The organism is Pseudoclavibacter sp. JSM 162008, assembly GCF_041366455.1.
In the GTDB taxonomy this organism is placed as follows: Bacteria; Actinomycetota; Actinomycetes; order Actinomycetales; family Microbacteriaceae; genus Pseudoclavibacter.
This window is the reverse complement of sequence record NZ_JBEWYX010000006.1, coordinates 1-15,405: the sequence shown is the minus strand read 5'-3', so window position 1 is coordinate 15,405 and position 15,405 is coordinate 1. Positions and strand designations below refer to the sequence as shown.

Sequence of the window (15,405 nt, the reverse complement as noted above, 5' to 3'; positions counted from 1 at the left end):
AGCACCGAGGCGACGTCGTGAGTGAGGCAGTGCGGGTCTACACAACCGGGGAGCGCTGCGTGCGCTGCAAGCTCACCAAGAAGGCCATGGCCGCCAAAGGAATCGAGTTCGTCGAGGTCGACGTCACCCTGGCCGAGAACGCCGCAGCCCACGCCTACATCACCGACGAGCTCGGCTATACGGAAGCCCCCGTCGTGGTCGTCGACGACGAGGACCACTGGTCCGGGTTCCGTCCCGACCACATCGACCGGCTGGCTGCCCGCCTCTAATGGCGCTCGTCGCTTCGGGCGTGACTGTCGGTGGCAGCTGCGAGACTGCCTCTATGGCTGAGCAGCAGACCCACATCGTGACCCTCGACCTCACAGACAGCGACCGGTACGCGATCCTGGTCAACGCGCTCCAGGACTACGCGAGTGACGCTCTCGACAAGGCTCAGCGAGAAGACAGCACCACCGCGGAACGCGATCACTTCCAGAGCGTCGCCGCGACCGCGACCGAGCTCATCGACGAGCTGGGCTAGGCACCGGTCAATTCGCCATCCACGCACCCGGCTGCAGCTGGTTGTAGCTGTCGGTGAGGTAGTTGCCTCGATCCGCCAGGTATCGGTGACCGTCGACGAACACGGCTGCGCTTTCCAGCCCCGTCGCGGGCAGCTCGCGCAGCGAGTTCGGATAGCAGGGCGGAACCTTCTCCCACAACAACCACGAGAGACCGTCGACGGGGCGCGTCGCGAGCGGCACCCACTGAATCTCTTTGACGAAGGGCTGTCCCTTGATGCCCACGTAGTGGATGCGCCCGCAGCGCAATGTGAGCGCCGCGAGAGCGTAGGCGGCGGGAACGAGCTCTGCGGACGGCACGTCGGAGCCGGGATCGAACGAAGGGAACACGACCCGCAGGGTCCCACCAACCAGGGACATTTACGGAGAGCGGCCAACCCTTGTGGCGGCCCGGGAGCGCAGAGCGCTTCCGTCACCGTTCCGGAAGCGGCAATTCATGGCGACTGCGTGCCGCGCCTCTCGGCACCCTCGGGCTTGCCTATTCCGCGCTGGCTTGTGCGTCTTCGGCGTCGAACGCTGCCCGATACTGCTCTGGCACGGAGTGGATGAGTTTGAGTCGTTCGTTCGGGTTGATGAACAGGCCAGGTTGCACCCCCACCCACGTGTGCATGGCCCGTGACCAGGCCTCGACCGACTCCTGCACCACGAGCCCGATCAGCCGGGCGTAGGTGTCGGGTATTAGCCAGGACGTCGAGAGGTGGATTTGCTCCCCGTGAACAACTCCGGACATCCCCGAGTAGGTCTCCCCAATCGTGGGAATCTCTTCGGCCACCCGCTGCGAATACTGAAACCGGGTCTTCGCGTGCGCCCGTCCCACGATGACCTGGGACACCTCGTCGGTGGAGATTCCTTTTTTCGTGTGGCGCACCACGCGGACCCCGCTTTTCGCCAGGTCCTGCACGATGCCTTCGCGGAGCACGCGGTGTCGTTCTGCGTCGCTCGCGAGAGAGCCGGAGATGCTCTTTTCCAGAGACCGGAACAGTCCCGCGTACCCACGAGCTGCCCGCTCGTCCGGCTCGACATTCGCTGCGAGCGCCCACGACGTCGAGGCTGCGACTTCTGCGATGGACCTCGCAATTGGCATCGCCGGCAACGGGTAGAAGGTGCCTTGTTGCAGCAAGATATCGAGGCCCAGCAGGTGCGAGAGCATGGCGTTACTCGTCGCCTCGGCGTGAGCGACCTTCCACTGAAGCGCGAGCTTGTGCTGTCCCTGAGCCGCAGCGGCAGCTTCAATGCCGTACGGCGTGGAGGCGGATGCGGCGGCGAGCCGGCCCGCGTACCTCAGTGTTGAGGTGTCAACGTGCGCTCGGCACTGCCGGACGATGCGTCGCGCAGCGTCGGCAGCGAGCTGGAAACGCGCATCCTCATCGGTCATAGGCAGGTTGGGTGAGGAGTCGGGCTGCGGCTACGGGCGGGCAGCCGGCGTGGTTTGCGGGGTCTGGACGTACTGAGCGACCGCGTCGCGGACCACCTGAGAGATGGAGATCCCGCGCTCTTGCGCGACGAGGCGGACCTGCTCGTCAAGGAAGGGGGTTGGGCGCACCTTCCACACGTGAGACGCGGGGGCAGTCGCATCGAGGCGTGGACGTCCCTTGGCGACGCGCACGGCCGATTCCAGGTCGTCCGTCCCCGCGGCCTCGATGAGGGCGCGCTGGGCGGCCGCGGCCGCGGCAGGGCCGCGACGGACCGTGCCCTTCTTGGGGAGCAGCGCGCCAGCTTCCGCCTGTGCTGCGAGTTCGGTGTAGTCACTCATGGTCTTCTCCTTCAGTCAGCAGGTCTCGGTACAGGTCGCTCAGTTCCATCACGTGGAAGATCACTAAGTCACGTGGTGGGCGGTGAGCTGCGATGACTTCGAGGTAGCGCTCTGTCTGTGCGTGCGGGTGGCCGATGTACACCGTGGTGGTCTCTCCCGGCTTCCCATCAAGCTCGGCTGCCGCCTCGGCATGCGTCATCGCGTAGAGCGCATCTTCACGCGAAATGCCGTGCTTCGCCGCGCTTGGCGTCCACCGAATACCCATGCAAAAAACGTACCACAAAAAGAGACCACGAAACAGGGTGGCAGGTGCGATTCGGAGCGACGCGACCGTCCGCAGGCTCCGTCGCGAGGAGTATTGCTCAGCCGCAGCTCGATGTGGGCTGGGGTGCCTGTCCGTCACTCGTGACGAGTTGCGCTGCGCCGCAGTTCGTCACGTTGTTCTCCTCGGGTGTGCTGGTCGAGCACACCCCGGTTTCCGGGAGGACGAGCGTGACGAGGCGCGCTTGCTCGTGGTGTCCGGCGAGCTCATCCGCGATGGATCGCACTTGCTCGTACCCGGTGAGGAGCAGGAAGGTGGGGGCGCGGCCGTAGCTCTTCATGCCAGCGATGTAGAAGCCAGGTTCGGGGTGCGTGAGCTCGTCCACACCGTGCGGGTAAACGGTGCCGCAGGAGTGCGCGTTCGGGTCGATGAGGGGTGCGAGTGCTCGGGGTGCTTCCACGACGGTGTCGAGGTCGAGTCGGAGTTCGCGCAGCAGGTCAAGGTTGGGGCGGAACCCGGTCGCGTTCACGATCACGTCGACGTCTACGGAGGCGGCGACTCCGGCGCGAAGCCCGGTGACTCGAACGCCGCCATCTTCCGCGGGGGCGAGAGCGTCGATCTCGAACTGGTCGAGGAGCTGCACCTGCCCGGAGGTGACGAGCGCCCGGGTGGCCCCGCCGAGTTCGCCTCGCGCTGCGAGCTCGTCGTTGGCGGACCCGTACACGCGAGTGGGCTGTGTGCCACGAATGGCCCAGAAGATCTGTGTGGCAGGTTCCCGCTTGGCGAGGGAGGCGAGTTTCAGCAGGGTGTTCGCGGCGGAGTGGCCGGCACCGACGACGAGGACGCGTTTCCCGGCGAATTGAGCACGGTCGTGTCCGAGCACGTCGGGCAGGGCGTGGCTGAGGTGCTCGCGCACCTGGTCTGCGCCAATGGGCTCCAAACCGCTGGAGCCGATGGCGTTGCTGGTCTCGTACGTGCCGGACGCGTCGATCACGGCGCGAGCGAGCGTTTCGGTGACCCCCGCAGTGGATTTGGTGCGGAGCACGAAGGGGGCGCGTTCGCGTCCGAGTGTGCGGGTACGGTCCATGCCGCGACGCGTGACCGCGAGCACCCGGTGCCCGTAGCGGATGCGGTCCGCGAGGGCTGGCACCGCGGCGAGCGGCAAGAGGTAGTCGTCGACGAGCTGCTGCCCGGTGGGGAGAGTCTTGGCGGGCGGCGCTTCCCAATCAGCTTCATCCAGGAGGCGCGCGGCGGCCTCGTCGACGAGGTACTCCCACGGCGAGAACAGGCGCGTGTGCCCCCACGCCGCGACAGAGGCACCTGCCTGGTCTCCCGCTTCGAACACGACCACCTCCTGCCCTCGCTCCAGCAGCTGCGCGGCGGCGGCGAGGCCAACTGGCCCCGCGCCGATGATCGCGACCGGCAACGCGTCGAGCGCGGTGGTCGCCGCGGGGGTGAGGGCAGGGGAGGCGGTCATGGGTGACTCCTTGGGATCAGCGGACGGTGGTTGCGGCGGTGTCGAGCTCTACCGTGTCGAGTTGTGCGGTGGCGGCCTGCGGGTAGGTGGCGAGGCCCGCGGAGGCGAGGTAGTGCTCCGCGTCTTGGGCTGCGGCGCAGCCGGTGCCCGCAGCGGTGATCGCCTGCCGATACCGGAAGTCGACCAGGTCGCCTGCCGCGAACACCCCGGAGAGAGAGGTGTGGGTGGTGGGTGCGCTCACGCGCACGTACCGGTTCTCGTCGACGTCGACCTGCCCGTCGACGAGCTCGCTGCGGGGGTCGTGGCCGACGGCGATGAACAGGCCCGTCGCGGGCAGCTCGTCGAGCTGGCCCGTGACGGTGTCGCGCAGGCGCAGCGATTCCAGGTGATCGGTGCCGACGGCCTCGAGCACCTCCGAGTCCCAGCGCACGGTGATGCGCGGGTTCGCGAACGCGCGATCCTGCATGATCTTCGACGCGCGCAGCGAATCGCGGCGGTGGATGAGCGTGACGCTGTTCGCGAAGCGAGTCAGGAACATCGCCTCCTCCAGGGCGGAGTCCCCGCCCCCGACGACGGCAATGTCTTGGCCCTTGAAGAAGAACCCGTCGCACGTCGCGCACCAGGACACCCCGTGCCCGGTCAGTCGCTCCTCCCCCGGAACACCGAGCTTCCGGTACGCGGACCCCATGGCCAGCACGATGGCGTGCGCCTGGAACGTGCCCGAGTAGCCGGTTTCGACGGTCTTGATCGGACTGTCGAGCCGCAGTGCGGTGGCGTCGTCGATGACGATGCGCGTCCCGAACCGCTCCGCCTGCTGCCTCATGTTCTCCATCAGGTCGGGGCCGAGGATGCCGGACGGGAAGCCCGGGAAGTTCTCGACCTCCGTGGTGTTCACGAGCGCGCCGCCCGCTTCCACAGCGCTGGTGAGCAGTACCGGGGAGAGGCCGGCGCGAGCCAGGTAGATCGCAGCCGTGTACCCGGCAGGGCCGGAGCCGACGACGATGACGTTCTCGACGCTCACGTGCGCGAGCCTTCGAGCGCGATGGGGGTGACGCCGAGGCTGGCGAGCAGCTCAGTGACGTGCGTGTGGAGCTGGTCACGGATGACGCGCACCTCGTCGGTCCCCAGGCCGGACGGATCGGTGAGGTTCCAATCCTGGTACTGCTTGCCGGGGTACACGGGGCAGGCGTCACCGCAGCCCATCGTGATGACGACGTCCGCGGCTTGCACAACGTCGTCGGTGAGGGGCTTGGGGAACTCCTGGCCGAGGTCGAGCCCGAGCTCCGCCATCGCGTCGACCGCCTCCGGGTGGAGCGTCTTCGCGGGTGCGGAGCCCGCGGAGCGCACGTGCACCCTGTCGCCGGCCAGCGCCTGAGTGAGGAGCGCGGCCATCTGGGAACGGCCCGCGTTCTGCTCGCACAGGAAGAGGATCTCCGGCACGGGGCGAGCGATGTCGCCCTTCGCCTGCGCAAGCGCCGTCAGTCGGTCTTTGACGAACCTGGTCGTGTTGGTGATGAGGTGCGCCTTGACGGTGGAGGTGCGCAGGAGTGCCGCGTACGACTCGAGCACGTATCGCTCGACCGTCTCTCTGTTCAGGATGCCCGTGAACTGCTCGGCGAGCTGGTCGGCAAGGCGGTGCAGGGCTGCTTCGGGGTAGGCGAGGCCGGGCAGTCCTCGGCGCTGGCTGAGATCGGTCATGGTCGGTTACGCCTTCTCGGGAAGCAGGTCGGCGATGAGCGCTTCGACGCGCTGCTTGATGTCGTCGCGGATGGGGCGCACGGCTTCGATACCTTGTCCTGCGGGGTCGTCGAGCTTCCAGTCTTCGTAGCGCTTGCCGGGGAAGAACGGGCAGGCGTCGCCGCAGCCCATCGTGATCACGACGTCGGAGGCCTGGACGGCTTCCGTGGTCAGCACCTTCGGGGTGTTCCCCGCGATATCGATGCCCTCTTCGGCCATGGCCTCGACGGCGACGGGGTTGATCTGGTCTTTCGGCTCGCTCCCCGCGGAGAGCACCTCGATACGCCCGCCTGCGAGGGCGGTGAGGTAGCCGGCGGCCATCTGGGAGCGGCCAGCGTTGTGGACACAAACGAAGAGAACGGAAGGCTTGGCAGTCATCAGGAACTTTCTGTGCAGAGTGGGTGACGAACGGATCGGGACAGTGACCCCCTAAGTGGGAAATCACGCGGTTCGCTGGGGCGTGTCCGTGTTGCGAATGTATGGGCGGCAGGTAGCGCCCAGCTGTCCGCGAGGTTGCCGACGACGGCCGGCGTCGAGTGCATGCGCGTCGTCATGACTGCTCTAGACCGAGACCGAGGCCCGGTCCGGAATGTGTTCTTGGCGCCGCTCGCCCGGGAAAAGTCGTGGGCGCAGCCAGAGCGCAACGTAGACAAGGGCCACGAGCACGGGCACCTCGATCAGCGGGCCGACGATGCCCGCGAGGGCCTGACCGCTGGTCGCGCCGAACGTGCCGATGGCGACGGCGATGGCGAGCTCGAAGTTGTTGCCCGCCGCGGTGAACGCGAGCGTCGTGGTGCGCTCGTAGCCGAGCCCCACGAGCTTCCCGAGCCCGAAGCCGAGGAGGAACGTGACGGCGAAGTAGATGAGCAGCGGCAGAGCGATGCGGGCGACATCCCAGGGGCGGTCGATGACCTGCTGCCCCTGGAGGGCGAAGAGCATCACGATCGTGAACAGCAGCCCGTAGAGCGCGAACGGGCCCACCTTTGGGAGGAACCTGGACTCGTACCAGTCGCGGCCCTTCGTCGACTCCCCGATGCGGCGGGAGAGGTAGCCGGCGAGCAGCGGGATGCCGAGGAACACGAGCACGCTGATCGTGATGGCCCAGAAGGAGAAGTCCGCGCTGGTCGTGGGCAGGCCCAGCCAGGACGGGAGCAGTTGCAGGTAGAACCAGCCGAGCGCGCCGAACATGATGACCTGGAACACGGAGTTCAGCGCCACGAGGAACGCGGCCGCTTCCCGGTCCCCGCAGGCGAGGTCGTTCCAGATCAGCACCATCGCGATACAGCGAGCAAGTCCCACGATGATGAGCCCGGTCCGGTATTCGGGCAGATCTGGCAGCAGCAGCCATGCAAGGGCGAACATGAGGGCGGGGCCTACAAGCCAGTTCATGACGAGCGAGGAGATCAGCAGCTTCCGGTCCCCCGCGACGGCCCGTGCATCCGAGTAGCGGACCTTCGCGAGCACCGGATACATCATCACCAGCAGCCCGATGGCGATCGGCACGCTCACCGAGCCGATCTCGAAGGTGTGCAGGAACGCGCCGACGGAGGGCACGAACACCGCCAGCAGGAGGCCCACTCCCATGGCCAGGAGAATCCAGACGGGGAGAAGGCGATCGAGGGTGCCGAGCCGGGCAGGTGCGGTGGGGGTGCTCATGAAACTCCAGATCTGCCGGCTTCGGCAGTTGACATCGATGCTGATCGATTCGAGTATTGTCACCATATCGATGGCTGTCAATCTGACCGGGAGGAGTTCAGCTGTGGTTCAGCCTTTTGCCCCCGACTCGTAACCGGTGATCGCGCCTGGGGTGCCAGCTTGCGGATCTAGACTCAGGTGATGACTGGTCCCGAGTTCGCGTCCGTGGACGCCACACCGTCGGGTCCGTTGAGCCGCCCCGCCGCTGAGGCGCTCGCGAGTACGTTCCGAGCCATCTCCGATCCCACTCGACTGCAAGTGCTGAGCATGCTCCTCGGGAGCGCGACCGGGGAAGCGACGGTGGGTGAGCTCGCGACCAGTTTGGGGCTTCGTCAGCCCACCATCACGCACCACCTGCGCATCCTGCTCGAGGACGGAATCTTGACCCGCGAACAGCGTGGCCGCCACGTGTGGATGTCGATTGCGCGCGAGCGCAAGCAGGAGATCGTCGACCTATTGAGGTAGCCATGCACGTCCCGCCGGGATCGCTCGCACGACCATTGGATGACGAGTCAGCGCACGCGCGTTCGCGGCAGCTGCATCTTCTCGCGTCACCTGCGAATCTGCGAGTGCTGAGTGCTCTCGCGGCTCGCCCCGCCGAGCACACACCGCTTGCGGCACTCGCGGCCGGCATCCAGCTGTCCAGCTCGGAGTTCGCCGCGTCGCTGTCTGCGCTGGAGGAGGTGGCGCTGGTGTTCTGGGATGCGAAAGGGGCTCCGCAGTTGACGGCCGAGGCGTGGATACGCTTCGGCCGTCTCCTCGCCGGCACGCCGATCGCGATCGCATCTCTTCCTGATCGGCCCCGGCCGCCGGTTGCGGGGTTGGAGCGTGTTGTGCGGGACCTCTCGGATCGGTTCGCGTCCGTGCTCTCCGTGGAGACGGTCCGAGAGTACGTCGAGCGCAGCTACGAGCTGTTGGTGCCGCGGGTGAACGCTGACGACCATCTGGTGGCGATGACGGCGCAGTTCGCGACCTCGCGCCTCGATGCGCTGGTGGCTGCCACCGGGCTGCGACCCGCGGCGATCCCTGAGGTGTTGTTCGTGTGTGTGCAGAACGCCGGCCGCTCCCAAATTGCGGCCGCGGTGCTTCGTCACCTCGCCGGCGAGGGCGTGCATGTCCGGACGGCGGGCTCCAAACCGGCAGACGTTGTTCACCCGAGTATCGTCTCGGCGTTAGCGGAGATCGGTGTCCCGTTCGCCTCGGAGTTCCCGAAGCCGTTGACGGACGAAGTCGTTCAGGCGGCCGACTTCGTGGTCACGATGGGGTGCGGGGATGCGTGCCCGGTGTATCCGGGGCGACGGTACATGGACTGGCCGATCGCGGATCCTGTCGGTCGCTCCGAGGGCGAGGTGCGGGAGATTCGCGATCAGATCGTGGATCGCGTCCGGAACCTCATTCAGACGTTGGCGTCGCCGAGTCGCTGAGCGTCGGACTGAGTCTTGGGACGCCGCCGCTTCGTGGATCGAGGAGGTCGGGGGTCCCGGGAGCAGAATCGGTGATGCGCAGACGGAGGCGTGTGGCGATGGCGCGCACGTTGCGGGTTCCGCCCACCGCGATCGCGAGCTCAGCGAAGCTTGGCGTGACGGGGTAGGCGCGCGCGAGACAGTGGAGAAGATCGAATTCTCGACCGACGAGGGCGAGGTCGTGTCCGTGCCAGTGCGCTCGAGCGACGTCAACTTCGAGGAGGAGCTCTCCGAGCTGGAGCCGCTCGACGAAGTGAGGCTCGGGCAGTTCACCGAGTGCGACCCGCAGCGTCGCTGCGGACACGGGCGCGGGGATCGCGTAGGTGCGCGAGTGTCGGGCACGAGCAGTGGTCACGCCGGGGCGGGCCCGGGGGCTCACCGCGAGGAAGAGGGGGGCCTCGGTGAGGGACCGGACGAGGGTGGCCCCCTCGTCCGGTCCCACGTCTGCGTGCTCGCTGCTGAGGACCACCGCGTGGGCCGCGTGCTGGGCGAGGTCGAGCAGCGCGTCCACGAATGCTGAGTAGTGGACGAGCGCCATTCCGAGGTGACGAAACTCGGCGGCTCGGCTGCGCGTCACGTAGTTCTGGCGGCCGATGGCAACGACTCGCAGCTGCCCGTCAGCAGCCGTGAGGGCTGCACTCACCCAAATCGCCCGCTGATGTAGTCCTCGGTGCGCTTGTCGGCCGGGTCTTCGAAGATCTTCGTCGTCTGGTCGTATTCGACGAGCACGCCGGTGCGGTCACCGCTCGTCTCATCGGCCAGTGCCGTGAAGAACGCCGTGCGATCTGCGATGCGGGCCGCTTGCTGCATGTTGTGCGTCACCACGACGATCGAGTACTCGCGTCGCAGATCGTGCATGAGATCTTCGATGCGGGTCGTCGCGATCGGATCCAGGGCGGAGCAGGGCTCATCCATGAGGATCACGTCCGGGCGCACGGCGATCGTGCGGGCGATGCAGAGACGCTGCTGCTGCCCACCGGAGAGCCCGAACGCGCTCTGCTTCAGCTTGTCTTTCACTTCGTTCCAGAGCGCCGCCTTCGTGAGCGCCTCTTCGACAAGGTCGTCCATCGAGGACGGCTTCATGCCGACCACGCGCGGCCCATACGCAATGTTGTCGTAGATCGATTTGGGGAACGGGTTGGGCTTCTGGAAGACCATGCCGATACGTCGGCGCACGGAGATCGCGTCGACGTCTTTCGCGTAGATGTCCTGCCCGTGGAAGAGGACTTTGCCCTCTACACGGGCTCCGTCGACGAGGTCGTTCATACGGTTCAGCGACCGGAGCAGCGTTGACTTGCCGCAGCCCGATGGGCCGATGAGGGCGGTGATCTCGTTCTTGCCGAAGGTGAGGTCCACGTTGGTCACGGCCCGGAACGAGCCGTAGTACACGTCCACGCCATGGCATTCGATGACCGGCTCGGGAACGGCGGGAATCTGGGGACGCTTGCGGGTTGCGATGTGCAGGCCGTCGGAGAGGTTGGTGGTGGCGTTTGTAGTCATGGTTGCCTCGCGTCTACCAGCGCTGCTGGAATCGGTTGCGGATGATGATGGCGATCGCGTTCATGGCGAGCAGGATCACCAGTAGGAGAATCGAGGCGGCGGACGCCAGCGTGTGGAACTCCTCTTGCGGTCTGCCGGTCCAGTTGAAGATCTGGATCGGCATGGTCGTGAACCCGCTGAGGAGCCCGTTCGGGTCGAAGCTCACGAAGACCAGGGCGCCCAGCAGCAGCAGCGGCGCGGCCTCACCGAGCGCTCGGGAGAGCGCCAAGATCGTTCCGGTCGCGATTCCCGGAACCGCCGCGGGCAGGGTCTGCCGGAACGCGGTTTGCACCTCGGATGCCCCCAACGCGATCGAGGCCTGCCGAATGTCGAGGGGAACCGCTCGCAGCGCCTCACGCGTGGAGATGATGATGACCGGCAGGATGAGCAGGCCAAGGGCGAGCGCCCCACCGATGACGATGTTCTTGTCCCGCACGCCGATCAAGCTGAGTGCTGAGAGTGCCAGCAGGCCGTAGACGATGGACGGGACGGCGGCGAGGTTCTGCACGTTGAGCTCGATGAACCGATTGAAGCGGTTCTTCTTGTCGGCGAACTCCTCGAGGTGGAGCGCCGCGGCCACCCCCAGGGGAATGGTGAGCACGGCGGTGACCGCGATAACCCAGATGGAGCCGAGGATCGCCGGGCGCGCGCCGGCGCGCTCCGGGTCCGAAGAGGGGTATTCCGTGATGAGGCCAGCATCGAGACGGCCCATGCCGTCGATGAAGGTCGTAACGATGAGGGTCACCAGGAAGCTGAGCGCGATGAAGAGGCAGATCCAGAGCAGGATGAGGAATGCGACCGAGCGTGGGCTGAGTTCCCCTCCCCGCACGCGTCCAGCGATGGAGGGTCGGGTTCCGAGCGGGGCGAGTTTCGTGGACATCAGTAGGCCTCTCGGAAGCGACGGACGATGCGAACGGCAACGGCGTTGATCAGCAACGTGAGCAGGAACAGCAGCAGGCCGACGGCGAAGAGGGTGTCGTATTCGATCGATCCGACCCGGGAATCTCCCAGGGCGGCGTTCGCGATGAACCCGGTCATGGTCTGACCCTGTTCGAGTGGGCCGGTGACGATGCGGGCCTGGTTCCCGGCGGCAATGGCGACGATCATGGTTTCGCCGACGGCTCGGGAGATGCCGAGCACAACCGCCGCGATGATGCCGGACAGCGCGGCCGGGAACACAACCCGCAGGGTGGTCTGCATGCGGTTCGCCCCGAGGGCAGCTGACCCTTGCCGCATGGCCTGCGGGACGGCGGACATGGAGTCTTCGCTGATGGAGGCGATGGTGGGAACGATCATGATCCCCATCACGATGCCGGCGGCGAGCACGCTGAACGCTTCCGTGGGCAGCTGCAGCCATTCGCGGAACACCCGTGCTTGCACGAACTGCAGGGCGAAGAGGCCGTAGACGACGGTGGGGACGCCGGCGAGCACTTCCAGGATGGGTTTCAGGATCCGTCGCCACTTGGGACGGGCGTACTCAGAGAGGAATACCGCAGCGCCGAGGCCCATCGGGACCGCGACAGCGAGGGCGATCAGTGTCGTCCATGCGGTCGCGGTCAGGAGTGGCACGACGCCGAAAGAGGCGTCCGCGAATCGGGGAGCCCAGCGGGTACCGAAGAGGAACTCCCAAATGGGGACCTCGGTGAAGAATCCGATGGAGGGCACCAGGAGTGCGATGACGATACCGAAGGTGATGACGACCGCCAGTGACGCGGCAAGGCGCAGCGCGAGGCGGACCAGGCGTTCACCGGTTCGGCGGTTGCCGGAGCTGAGGACGGAGCGGGGAGCCCCCTGCTGAACAGTGGGCTCCCCAGAGGTGACGACGTTTGGCACGAAGGTCCCTAGTGGTGTCGTGGAGTTCTTAGGCCAGGGCGGCGAGTTCGTCCTGCGCGGTGGTGACCTGCTCGTCCGTGAGTGGCACGAAGAGTGCGTTGCCCGCGATGTCCGTGGAGTTGGCGACGTAGAAGTCAACGAAGGTCTTCACGGCCGGCTTGTCCGTGTAGGAGGCGTTTGCGACGTAGATGTAGAGCTCGCGGCCCAGCGGCTGGTAGCTGCCGTCCTGCACAGTCTCGTTGGTGGCAGCAACGCATCCGCTGCCGCCATCGATCTCGACGGCACGGACCGAGTCGGCGTTCTCTTCCACGTAGGAGAGGCCGAAGAAGCCGACGCCGCCCTTCGCGCCAGAGACGCCCTGGACGGTGATGTTGTCGTCCTCGGAGGGGCTGTAATCGGTGCGGATCGCGCCCTCGTCGCCGTTGATGGCATCAGTGAAGTAGTCGAACGTGCCCGAGTCCGTGCCCGCGCCGAAGAGCGCGAGCGGCTCATCGGGGAATGACGGGTCGATCTGGTTCCAGCTGGTGACGCTGCCTTCGGCTTCCGGTCCCCACATGGTGGCGAGCTGTTCGACCGTCAGGCATGTTGCCCAGTCGTTCTCCGGGTTCACGACCACGGAGAGCCCATCGTTAGCCATGACGATCTCGGTGAACTCGATGCCATTGGCTTCACACTCGGCGATCTCCTCATCGGAGATAGCTCGCGAGGCGTTCGAGACGTCCGTTTCGCCGGCGCAGAACTTCGAGAAGCCGCCACCGGTGCCGCTGGTTGCGACCGTGACATTGATGCCGGGCTCGGTGTCGCGGAAGAGGTCAGCAGCAGCCTCCGTCAGCGGGGCAACGGTGGACGAGCCGTCGGTGGTCACGGAACCAGTCCCGGCACCCTCACCTTCCGACGCGCTGCCGGAACCGCCCTGGCCCCCACATGCGGTCAGCACCAGGAGTGCGAGAGCAGCAACGGACGAGGCTCCAGCGAGTTTGAGCGACTTAGCAGTCATTACAATCCTTCCAACGCGGACGCATCCGCAACGAGACGTGTAGGCCAGCCACGCTGACCAATGCATAGAAGCTCGTCTATATGAATTCGCGGTAAACGCTGTCGAGGATGCCGCGTATCGACATCCATCGATGTGAAGCGGTAGAGTGTGTGCTGTCGATGATTCGTGCGGAGGATGCCGATGACCACCCCCCAGTTGCTGCCGCTTGCTGACGTGACTGCGTGCTGCGAGCCGCTCACGCATGAGTCCATCACGGCAGAAAATGCGCTCAGGCTCTCGAAGGTTCTGAAGGTCATCGCTGACCCGGCCCGGTTGCGGCTCATTTCGATGATCGCGGCGCAGGAGAAGGCGGAGGCGTGCGCGTGCGACCTCACGGAGCCGCTCGGGCTCGGGCAGCCCACCGTGTCCCACCACCTGAAGATCTTGGTCGAGGCGGGCATCCTCTCCCGCGAGAAGCGCGGTTCCTGGGCCTACTTCAGCCTCGTCCCCGGCGCGCTCGACTCACTCGCCGCCCTCCTCACCAGCAACGAACTCGCCGGAGCGACCCGATGACCTCCACCCCCACGAACATCGTCTTCGTCTGCCAGAAGAACGGCGGCAAGTCCCAGATGGCCGCAGCGCTCATGCGTTCCGTGGCCGGCCCCGAGGTACACGTCACCTCAGCGGGCACCAAGCCCGGCGCCGCCCTCAACCAGCAGTCCGTGGACTCGCTCGCCGAGATCGGCGTGAGCGTCGGCGACGAGCACCCGAAGCAGCTCACGCCGGAGATGATCGACGCGGCCGACCTCATCGTCGTGCTCGGCGCAGAAGCGCGCGTCCCCGAGACGCCTGGTGTGGAGATCGAGACGTGGATCACGGACGAGCCCTCCGAGCGCGGCATCGAAGGCATGGAGCGCATGCGCCTCGTCCGCGACGACATCCGCGCCCGCGTCGAAGCCCTCCACGCACGAATCTAACGAGCGCAGCCTCCAATCCGGGTCTTGACGTCGCCGCGGAAATCGAGCGATGATGTCCCTACGCAGATTTCCGCGCTCAAAAGGTCAGCCACCAGCTGACCTTTTCTCGTTCCAGCACGACCTTGACGTCCCACCGTCTTCACCCAGTACGTTGAAGATGCGAGGGACCGACACCCCACTGTTTGCGCCTATTTCCCACCTCCGGGATAGGATCGCCCTGGCGGTTCGCTCCGCCTAAGGCCAACCTCGCGGTTGGCCTTTTTTGGTGCCAGCTCGATCGGTGCAGGTCTTGAGGCGTGAGCGATGTCACCCAGTAGCTTCAAGATGGGGCGCTCCACAGCAGAGTTGCAGCGTGACTGCCTTTCGAGCGATGATCGAGGCTCCGGGGGGGCGTCTGTCCGAGCGTGGCAGCTTCGCAGGGTCGGCCCGAGATCGTCTTGCGCCGAGCTGATGTCCGCTCGTACCGTGAGCATGGAACTGTGTGGTTGCCGAAAAGGCGTGAAACCCGCTACTTTCTTTCTGTATTGCTGATCCGTCTGCCTGCGGATTCGACGCCGACACCTCGTGTCGGCTTTTTTCATGCCCGGGCACAGGCCGCCCTGCTGGCCCGCTCTTCTGTCATGCAGACGGAAGCCCCGAATTCACGAGCGCTCAGTGTCGAGCGTTCGACAAGCTCACCGTCCGTCCCGGGCGGTGAATCCTGGCGCACTCTCGTGCGCCGAACTCAGTGGAGGTCCACATGGTGAACCTGCTTCCTGAGCTCCTCGGCAAGGTGGACCCCACCGCGCTGCTGGTCATCCTGACCGGGCTCGCCCTGATCCTCATCGCGCTCGTCGCGGCGATCGTTCTGGGCGTGCTCTTCGGTCGTAGTGGTGTCCCGGCAAAGCGCGTGGTGGCGATCCTCCGCGCGATTGGCGACATGCTCGCCCGCGTCCCCCGCCGGTAGCTCAAAAACGCATCCTCCTCTGAGTATGCAGGAGTCTGCCTTCATGTGTCTCATAAGTAAACTGGCGGTTTCTGTCGGTCGTTGCAACACCCCGATGAGTAAGGGGTGGGCGGATGCCAGCGAGCGGTGCTGCGCGGGAGCGCGAGCGAAAGTTCTGGGAGCTGATGCGGGAGGGGCGATCTTCGTCAGC

The 15,405-nt window shown here is 66.1% G+C and carries 21 protein-coding genes; 7 read left to right on the top strand and 14 right to left on the bottom strand.

Features of this window, described 5'->3' with window-relative positions:
• Positions 1-17 precede the first annotated feature (17 nt).
• Both ABVF28_RS06490 and ABVF28_RS06485 read left to right on the top strand, forming a co-directional pair.
• A complete protein-coding gene (locus tag ABVF28_RS06490; RefSeq protein ID WP_371029884.1) occupies positions 18-269 on the top strand; it encodes a glutaredoxin domain-containing protein in 252 nt (83 codons plus the stop codon).
• Between the two features lie 53 nt (positions 270-322).
• Complete coding sequence (locus tag ABVF28_RS06485; protein ID WP_371029883.1) at positions 323-520, top strand: hypothetical protein; 198 nt, start codon at positions 323-325, stop codon at positions 518-520.
• A 7-nt stretch (positions 521-527) separates the two neighbouring features.
• On the opposite strand, the gene ABVF28_RS06480 is transcribed toward ABVF28_RS06485, so the two are convergent.
• The 9 genes from ABVF28_RS06480 to arsB all read right to left on the bottom strand — a co-directional run bounded on the left by ABVF28_RS06480 (position 528) and on the right by arsB (position 7,442).
• On the bottom strand, positions 528-887 hold the full coding sequence (locus ABVF28_RS06480) for a hypothetical protein (RefSeq protein WP_371029882.1): 360 nt from the start codon (positions 885-887) through the stop codon (positions 528-530).
• 148 nt (positions 888-1,035) lie between these two features.
• Positions 1,036-1,932 carry a hypothetical protein gene (locus ABVF28_RS06475; protein ID WP_371029881.1) on the bottom strand — a complete coding sequence of 299 codons (897 nt, stop codon included), beginning with the start codon at positions 1,930-1,932 and terminating at the stop codon, positions 1,036-1,038.
• Between the two features lie 30 nt (positions 1,933-1,962).
• Positions 1,963-2,310: a hypothetical protein gene (locus ABVF28_RS06470; RefSeq protein WP_371029880.1), complete on the bottom strand. Its 348-nt coding sequence runs from the start codon at positions 2,308-2,310 to the stop codon at positions 1,963-1,965.
• Positions 2,303-2,575, bottom strand: coding sequence for a hypothetical protein (locus tag ABVF28_RS06465; RefSeq protein WP_271986321.1), 273 nt, complete (start codon positions 2,573-2,575; stop codon positions 2,303-2,305). The genes ABVF28_RS06470 and ABVF28_RS06465 overlap by 8 nt, the downstream gene beginning before the upstream one ends.
• Before the next feature lie 97 nt (positions 2,576-2,672).
• Positions 2,673-4,049 (bottom strand): FAD-dependent oxidoreductase, encoded by a 1,377-nt coding sequence (locus ABVF28_RS06460; protein WP_371029879.1) that lies wholly within the window; start codon positions 4,047-4,049, stop codon positions 2,673-2,675.
• A gap of 16 nt (positions 4,050-4,065) precedes the next feature.
• Positions 4,066-5,070, bottom strand: coding sequence for a thioredoxin-disulfide reductase (gene trxB, locus ABVF28_RS06455; protein WP_371029878.1), 1,005 nt, complete (start codon positions 5,068-5,070; stop codon positions 4,066-4,068).
• Entirely contained in the window at positions 5,067-5,747 is a 681-nt protein-coding gene (locus ABVF28_RS06450) for an arsenate reductase ArsC (protein ID WP_371029877.1), read from the bottom strand. The genes trxB and ABVF28_RS06450 overlap by 4 nt, the downstream gene beginning before the upstream one ends.
• 6 nt (positions 5,748-5,753) lie before the next feature.
• Positions 5,754-6,164, bottom strand: coding sequence for an arsenate reductase ArsC (locus ABVF28_RS06445; protein ID WP_371029876.1), 411 nt, complete (start codon positions 6,162-6,164; stop codon positions 5,754-5,756).
• A 183-nt stretch (positions 6,165-6,347) separates the two neighbouring features.
• The gene (arsB, locus tag ABVF28_RS06440; RefSeq protein ID WP_371029875.1) at positions 6,348-7,442 is read right to left on the bottom strand and encodes an ACR3 family arsenite efflux transporter; all 1,095 of its coding nucleotides are present in this window, start codon (positions 7,440-7,442) and stop codon (positions 6,348-6,350) included.
• Positions 7,443-7,622: 180 nt separating this feature from the next.
• Here arsB and ABVF28_RS06435 point away from each other — a divergent pair, with 180 nt between their 5' ends.
• On the top strand, positions 7,623-7,946 hold the full coding sequence (locus tag ABVF28_RS06435) for a helix-turn-helix transcriptional regulator (RefSeq protein WP_183626965.1): 324 nt from the start codon (positions 7,623-7,625) through the stop codon (positions 7,944-7,946).
• 227 nt (positions 7,947-8,173) lie between these two features.
• Positions 8,174-8,905 carry an arsenate reductase ArsC gene (locus tag ABVF28_RS06430; protein ID WP_371029874.1) on the top strand — a complete coding sequence of 244 codons (732 nt, stop codon included), beginning with the start codon at positions 8,174-8,176 and terminating at the stop codon, positions 8,903-8,905.
• On the opposite strand, the gene ABVF28_RS06425 is transcribed toward ABVF28_RS06430, so the two are convergent.
• The 5 genes from ABVF28_RS06425 to ABVF28_RS06405 are packed head-to-tail and all read right to left on the bottom strand — an operon-like array spanning position 8,874 to position 13,313.
• Positions 8,874-9,587, bottom strand: a complete 714-nt coding sequence (locus ABVF28_RS06425) for a hypothetical protein (RefSeq protein ID WP_371029873.1) — start codon at positions 9,585-9,587, stop codon at positions 8,874-8,876. The genes ABVF28_RS06430 and ABVF28_RS06425 overlap by 32 nt on opposite strands.
• On the bottom strand, positions 9,584-10,444 hold the full coding sequence (pstB, locus tag ABVF28_RS06420; RefSeq protein WP_183626970.1) for a phosphate ABC transporter ATP-binding protein PstB: 861 nt from the start codon (positions 10,442-10,444) through the stop codon (positions 9,584-9,586). The genes ABVF28_RS06425 and pstB overlap by 4 nt, the downstream gene beginning before the upstream one ends.
• 13 nt (positions 10,445-10,457) lie before the next feature.
• The gene (pstA, locus tag ABVF28_RS06415) at positions 10,458-11,363 is read right to left on the bottom strand and encodes a phosphate ABC transporter permease PstA (protein WP_183626972.1); all 906 of its coding nucleotides are present in this window, start codon (positions 11,361-11,363) and stop codon (positions 10,458-10,460) included.
• Entirely contained in the window at positions 11,363-12,316 is a 954-nt protein-coding gene (pstC, locus tag ABVF28_RS06410; RefSeq protein WP_183626974.1) for a phosphate ABC transporter permease subunit PstC, read from the bottom strand. Before pstC ends, pstA begins: the two co-directional genes overlap by 1 nt.
• A 28-nt stretch (positions 12,317-12,344) precedes the next feature.
• On the bottom strand, positions 12,345-13,313 hold the full coding sequence (locus ABVF28_RS06405; protein WP_183626976.1) for a PstS family phosphate ABC transporter substrate-binding protein: 969 nt from the start codon (positions 13,311-13,313) through the stop codon (positions 12,345-12,347).
• Positions 13,314-13,493: 180 nt separating this feature from the next.
• Here ABVF28_RS06405 and ABVF28_RS06400 point away from each other — a divergent pair, with 180 nt between their 5' ends.
• From ABVF28_RS06400 to ABVF28_RS06390, 3 genes are all read left to right on the top strand, one after another.
• Positions 13,494-13,865, top strand: coding sequence for an ArsR/SmtB family transcription factor (locus ABVF28_RS06400; protein ID WP_371029872.1), 372 nt, complete (start codon positions 13,494-13,496; stop codon positions 13,863-13,865).
• Entirely contained in the window at positions 13,862-14,269 is a 408-nt protein-coding gene (locus tag ABVF28_RS06395; protein ID WP_183626980.1) for a low molecular weight phosphatase family protein, read from the top strand. The genes ABVF28_RS06400 and ABVF28_RS06395 overlap by 4 nt, the downstream gene beginning before the upstream one ends.
• Positions 14,270-15,008: 739 nt before the next feature.
• The gene (locus ABVF28_RS06390) at positions 15,009-15,215 is read left to right on the top strand and encodes a hypothetical protein (RefSeq protein ID WP_183626982.1); all 207 of its coding nucleotides are present in this window, start codon (positions 15,009-15,011) and stop codon (positions 15,213-15,215) included.
• Positions 15,216-15,405 lie beyond the last annotated feature (190 nt).